General features: G+C 69.2%; 6 protein-coding genes. 1 reads left to right on the forward strand and 5 read right to left on the reverse strand.

The window, feature by feature from the left end:
* On the reverse strand, nucleotides 1–871 hold an 871-nt coding region (locus tag PKC53_RS18520), incomplete at its 3' end, for an ATP-dependent metallopeptidase FtsH/Yme1/Tma family protein (RefSeq protein WP_324431323.1).
* A gap of 151 nt (nucleotides 872–1022) precedes the next feature.
* Nucleotides 1023–1721 carry an RlmE family RNA methyltransferase gene (locus PKC53_RS18525; protein WP_324431325.1) on the reverse strand — a complete coding sequence of 233 codons (699 nt, stop codon included), beginning with the start codon at nucleotides 1719–1721 and terminating at the stop codon, nucleotides 1023–1025.
* A 20-nt stretch (nucleotides 1722–1741) separates the two neighbouring features.
* On the opposite strand from PKC53_RS18525, the gene PKC53_RS18530 reads away from it, so the two are divergent.
* A complete protein-coding gene (locus PKC53_RS18530) occupies nucleotides 1742–2215 on the forward strand; it encodes a YhbY family RNA-binding protein (protein ID WP_324431327.1) in 474 nt (157 codons plus the stop codon).
* 14 nt (nucleotides 2216–2229) lie between these two features.
* Here the strand turns inward: PKC53_RS18530 and PKC53_RS18535 are convergent, their stop codons facing one another.
* The 3 genes from PKC53_RS18535 to carB form a co-directional block, all read right to left on the reverse strand.
* Nucleotides 2230–2649 carry a DUF4149 domain-containing protein gene (locus PKC53_RS18535; RefSeq protein WP_324431329.1) on the reverse strand — a complete coding sequence of 140 codons (420 nt, stop codon included), beginning with the start codon at nucleotides 2647–2649 and terminating at the stop codon, nucleotides 2230–2232.
* A 93-nt stretch (nucleotides 2650–2742) separates the two neighbouring features.
* The gene (gene greA / locus PKC53_RS18540; RefSeq protein ID WP_324431330.1) at nucleotides 2743–3219 is read right to left on the reverse strand and encodes a transcription elongation factor GreA; all 477 of its coding nucleotides are present in this window, start codon (nucleotides 3217–3219) and stop codon (nucleotides 2743–2745) included.
* 92 nt (nucleotides 3220–3311) lie between these two features.
* Nucleotides 3312–6040, reverse strand: a 2729-nt coding sequence (gene carB / locus PKC53_RS18545) for a carbamoyl-phosphate synthase large subunit (RefSeq protein ID WP_324431332.1), incomplete at its 5' end; no start/stop codon positions are given.

The raw sequence follows: 6040 nt of genomic DNA on the forward strand, positions 1-6040 counted from the left end.
CCATCTCGACGAGCATCTGGTTGAGCGTCTGCTCGCGCTCGTCGTTGCCGCCGCCGAGACCCGCGCCGCGGTGGCGACCCACCGCGTCGATCTCGTCGATGAAGATGATGCACGGTGCGCTCTTCTTGGCCTGCTCGAACATGTCGCGCACGCGCGCCGCGCCGACGCCGACGAACATCTCGACGAAGTCGGAGCCCGAGATGCTGAAGAACGGCACTTTCGCTTCGCCGGCGATCGCCTTGGCGAGCAGCGTCTTGCCGGTGCCCGGCGGGCCGACCAGCAGCACGCCGCGCGGAATGCGGCCACCGAGCTTCTGGAACTTCTGCGGGTCCTTGAGGAAGTCGACGAGTTCCTTGACCTCCTCCTTGGCCTCGTCGCAGCCGGCGACGTCCTGGAAGGTGGTGGTGTTGTTCGCCTCGTCGAGCATGCGCGCCTTGCTCTTGCCGAAGCTGAAGGCGCCGCCCTTGCCGCCGCCTTGCATCTGGCGCATGAAGTAGATCCACACGCCGATCAGCAGCAGCATCGGGCCCCAGCTGAGCAGGATGCTCATCAGGATCGACGGTTCCTCGCGCGGGCGCACGTCGAAGCGCACGTTGGCGGCGATCAGGTCGCCGACCAGTCCGCGGTCGAGGTACGTGGCATTGCTGCGGATGCGCTTCTCGTCGTTGGTGATCGCGACGATCTCGGTGCCGCTGGCACTCTCCTGCAGCGTCACCTGCTTGATGCGCCCGGCGCGCACCTCCTCGAGGAAGTCCGAGTAGCCGATCGTCGCACCCTGGGCCACGCCACGGTCGAACTGCTTGAAGACGGTGAACAGCACGAGCGCGATCACCATCCACACGGCGACCTTGGACAACCATTGATTGTTCACCACGACTCCTCGAAGACCGCACGGATACCGTCCCCGCAGTCGATGCACGGACATACCCGAAACTGGGGACGATTCTATTTCAGTCAATATGCCCGCAATGGGGGCCTGCACTTCACGCCAAAACGTGCGCAAACGCCGCCAATAAGGCGTTTCATGCGGTATTCCGACCCACCCCGCCGGCTTGTTTCAGACCCCGCCCGACGAGAAAGGTTTCCGCCGAGCGGTCGCGCGAAGCCTTCGGCTTGATCGGCTTGACGACGCGGAACACGCGCTTGAACTGCTCGACCAGCTGGCTGTAGCCGCTGCCGTGGAACACCTTGCACACCAGCGCGCCGTCGGCCTTCAGGTGGCGCTGCGCAAAGTCGAGAGCCAGCTCGACCAGGTGCGCGATGCGCGCCGCGTCTGCGCTGGCGATGCCCGACAGGTTCGGCGCCATGTCCGACACCACCAGGTCGACGGCGCGCCCCGCCAGCGCGGCTTCCAGCGTAGCGCCCACCGCCTCGTCGCGGAAGTCGCCCAGCACGAAGTCGACACCCTCGATCGGCTCCATCGGCAGCAGGTCGAGCGCGATGATCGTGCCCTGCAGCGCACCGGGCGCCGCACCGCCGCTGCCGGCGGCCTTCGGCGCGAAGCGGCGCCGCAGGTACTGGCTCCAGGCGCCCGGCGCACTGCCCAGGTCGACCACCACCTGGCCCGGGCGCACCAGCCCCAGCGCCTCGTCGATCTGCTCGATCTTGTAGGCGGCGCGCGAGCGGTAGCCCTCCTGCTGCGCCCGCTTCACGTAGGGGTCGTTGACGTGGTCGGCGAGCCACGCCTTGTCGACCTTCTTGCTCTTCGTCTTGACCTTCATCGCGCTACGATAATGGGCGCATGCCCGCCATCGTCCTGACCCCCGCCCAGCGCAAGCAGCACCGCAGCGCCGCGCATCACCTCGACCCCGTGGTGATGATCGGTGCCGACGGGCTCACCGACGCGGTGCTGCGCGAAGCCGACGCGGCGTTGAAGGCGCACGGGCTGATCAAGCTGCGCGTGTTCAGCGACGACCGCGACGCCCGTGCCGCGATGCTCGACACGCTGGCCGACCGCCTCGACGCCGCCGCGATCCAGCACATCGGCAAGCTGCTCGTGTTGTGGCGCCCTGTGCCACCCCAGGCACTGGAAGTCGCGGACGGCCGCGCGGCGGGCCCGCGCGTCGTGAAGATCGTCAAGTTCAGCAAGAGCGGCAACCATCGCCCGCAGGTCAAGAAGGTGCGCGTGCTCGGCAACCAGCGCCTGACCGCCGGCGGTCTGGTGAAGAAGGCGCGCCGCCGCGCGACCAGCGTCAAGAAGACCGGCGCCACCTGACACCCCCGCTGCGCTCAGCGTGCCGCGGCGGTGCGCCAGGCCAGCAGCAGCACGAGCAGCGCCTTGACGCCGTAAAACGCCGTCGACGCGGCGTGCAGCACGCCGAACGACCAGGGGCCCTGTCCGGCGCGCGCCGCGGCCAGCATCGGCTGCAGCGCGAAGTAGCCGAACACGGTGCAGAACAGCGCGCCGAGCACCAGCATCAGTTCGGCGGTCATCGCGCTGCGCCCTTCGCGCGCCAGCCGGCGTTCGACGAGGAACAGCACCGCGGCCAGCGCCAGGCTCGCGTAGGCCTCGCTGGCGAGCACGCGCGCGACGACGCGACCGGCGTCGGCGGCGGCCAGCGCCGCAAACGGCGCCGGCGTGGCGATCAGCGCCACCGTGAGCAGCAGGCCCAGCCACAGCCCGGCCAGCAGCGTGCGTGCACGGCGCATCGGCGCGCCCGCGCTCAGGGCCACGCCCGGTCGCCACGACGGTCATCGACCTCCGCGGGCGGCGTGATGCACGCATCCCGATCCCGGGCGCGATCAGACATAGCGCACCTGCAGGATCTCGTAGGTCTTGATGCCGCCGGGCGCGCGCACCTCGGCGACGTCGCCGGCCGACTTGCCGATCAGCGCACGGGCGATCGGGCTCGAGATCGAGATCAGCCCGAGCTTCAGGTCGGCCTCGTCGTCGCCGACGATCTGGTAGGTCACGGCCGCGCCCGACTCCTCGTCCTCGAGGTCCACCGTCGCGCCGAACACCACGCGCCCGCCGGCGTCGAGCGCGCCCGGGTCGATCACCTGGGCCGCGGCGAGCTTGCCCTCGAGTTCCTTGATGCGACCCTCGATGAAGCCCTGCTTGTCCTTGGCGGCGTCGTACTCGGCGTTCTCCGACAGGTCGCCCTGCGCACGCGCCTCGGCGATGGCCCGGATCACGGCGTGCCGCTCGACGGTCTTCAGCCGCTGCAGTTCGTCCTTCAGCTTCTCGGCGCCGCGCCGGGTCAGGGGAATCGTCGTCATGGGGTCAACGGTCACGCTTCGGTGGAACAAAAAAGCAAGCGCCGCCAGTGTCCGCGAGGACGCCGGCGGCGACAGGGCCCGACGCCGCGAGTTTAGTCCAGTTGCGCGTGCAGTTCCTGCAGCGACACGACGCTGAGATCGTCGTCGTGCTTGAGCGCCTCGGTGGCCGCCTCGCAGCCGGCCATCGTCGTGTAATAGGTGACCCGGTGGGCCAGCGCCGCGGTGCGGATGTAGCGCGAGTCGGCGATCGCGGTGCGCGTCTCGTCGACGGTGGTGAACACCAGCTGGATCTCGCCGGCCTTGACCATGTCGGCGATGTGCGGTCGCCCGTCCTTGACCTTGTTGACCACGCGCACCGGCACGTCGGCGGCGGCGATCGCCGCCGCCGTGCCCTTGGTGGCGACCACCGCGTAGCCCATCGCGTGCAGGTCGCGCGCGACCTGCACCGCGCGCGACTTGTCGGCATCCTTCACGGTGATCACCACCGTGCCGGCATCGGGCAGCCGCGAGCCGGCGCCGAGCTGGCTCTTGAGCATCGCCTCGGCGAACGTCTTGCCCACGCCCATCACCTCGCCGGTCGAGCGCATCTCGGGGCCGAGCACCGGGTCGACGCCGGGGAACTTGTTGAAGGGGAACACCGCCTCCTTGACGCTGAAGTACGGCGGCACCACCTCGCCGCGCACCCCCTGCGCCTTCAGGTCGCGCCCGGCCATGCAGCGCGCGGCGATCTTCGCCAGCGGCTGCCCGGTGGCCTTGCTGACGAAGGGCACGGTGCGCGACGCGCGCGGGTTGACCTCGAGCACGTAGACCACGGCGTCGGCGCCCTCGCCCTGGATCGCGAACTGCACGTTCATCAGCCCGACCACGTGCAGCGCGCGCGCCATCATCGCGGTCTGGCGACGCAGTTCGTCCTGCAGCGACGCGGGCAGCGTGTACGGCGGCAGCGAGCACGCAGAGTCGCCGCTGTGGATGCCCGCGGCCTCGACGTGCTCCATGATGCCGCCGATCATCACGTCGGTGCCGTCGGCGATGCAGTCGACGTCGACCTCGACCGCGTCCTCGAGGAAGCGGTCGAGCAGCACCGGGCTCTTCTCGCTCACGCGCACCGCCTCGCGCATGTAGCGCTCGAGGTCCTTGTCGCCGTGCACGATCTCCATCGCCCTGCCGCCGAGCACGTAGCTCGGCCGCACGACCAGCGGGTAGCCGATCTCGTGCGCCATCGCCAGCGCGGCGTCCTCGGTGCGCGCGGTGCGGTTCGGAGGCTGCTTCAGGCCCAGTTCGTGCAGCAGCTTCTGGAAGCGTTCGCGGTCCTCGGCCACGTCGATGCTGTCGGGGCTGGTGCCGATGATGGGCACGCCGGCGCGTTCGAGGTCGAGCGCGAGCTTCAGCGGCGTCTGCCCGCCGTACTGCACGATCACGCCCTCGGGCCGTTCCTTGTCGACGATCTCGAGCACGTCCTCGAGCGTGACCGGCTCGAAGTACAGGCGGTCGGACGTGTCGTAGTCGGTCGACACCGTCTCCGGGTTGCAGTTGACCATGATGGTCTCGAACCCGTCCTCGCGCATCGCCAGCGCGGCGTGCACGCAGCAGTAGTCGAACTCGATGCCCTGGCCGATGCGGTTGGGCCCGCCGCCGAGCACCATGATCTTGCGCCGCGACGACGGCTGCGCCTCGCACTCCTCGTCGTAGGTCGAGTACATGTACGCGGTCGGCGTCGCGAACTCGGCGGCGCAGGTGTCGACGCGCTTGTACACCGGGCGCACGCCCAGCGCGTGGCGCAGCGCGCGCACCGCGTGCTGGTCGGTGCCGAGCAGCTTGGCCAGCCGCTTGTCGGCAAAGCCCTTGGCCTTGAGCCAGCGCATCTCGGCCGCGGTCAGGCTGTCGAGCGTGCGCGCGGCGACCAGGCGCTCGGTGGCCACCAGGTCCTCGATCTGCGCGAGGAACCAGGGGTCGATCGCGGTCTCGTCGTGGATTTCGTCGAGGCTCATGCCGACGCGCATCGCGTCGGCGACGTACAGGATGCGTTCGGGCCCGGCCTCGCCGATCTCCTCGACGATCTCCTCGCGGTCGCTGCTGCGCTCGTCGAGCCCGCTGATGCCGGTCTCCAGCCCGCGCAGCGCCTTCTGCAGGCTCTCCTGGAAGGTGCGGCCGATGGCCATCACCTCGCCCACGGACTTCATCTGGGTCGTCAGGTGCGCGTCGGCAGCGGGAAACTTCTCGAACGCGAAGCGCGGGATCTTGGTGACGACGTAGTCGATGCTCGGCTCGAAACTCGCCGGCGTGGCGCCGCCGGTGATGTCGTTGGCGAGTTCGTCGAGCGTGTAGCCCACGGCCAGCTTGGCCGCGATCTTGGCGATCGGGAACCCCGTGGCCTTCGACGCCAGCGCCGAGCTGCGGCTCACGCGCGGGTTCATCTCGATGACGATCATGCGGCCCGTCTTCGGGTCGATCGCGAACTGCACGTTCGAGCCGCCGGTGTCGACGCCGATCTCGCGCAGGATCGCGATGCTGGCGTTGCGCATCAGCTGGTATTCCTTGTCGGTCAGCGTCTGCGCCGGCGCCACGGTGATCGAGTCGCCGGTGTGGATGCCCATCGGGTCGAGGTTCTCGATCGAGCACACGATGATGCAGTTGTCCGCGCGGTCGCGGACGACCTCCATCTCGTACTCCTTCCAGCCGATCAGCGACTCCTCGATCAGCAGCTCGTTGGTCGGCGACAGGTCGAGCCCGCGCTTGCAGATCTCCTCGAACTCCTGCGGGTTGTACGCGATGCCGCCGCCGGTGCCGCCGAGCGTGAAGCTCGGCCGGATGACGACCGGAA

Origin of the sequence: Azohydromonas sp. (assembly GCF_035325925.1) — a bacterium.
Classification (GTDB): Bacteria; Pseudomonadota; Gammaproteobacteria; order Burkholderiales; family Burkholderiaceae_C; genus Calidifontimicrobium.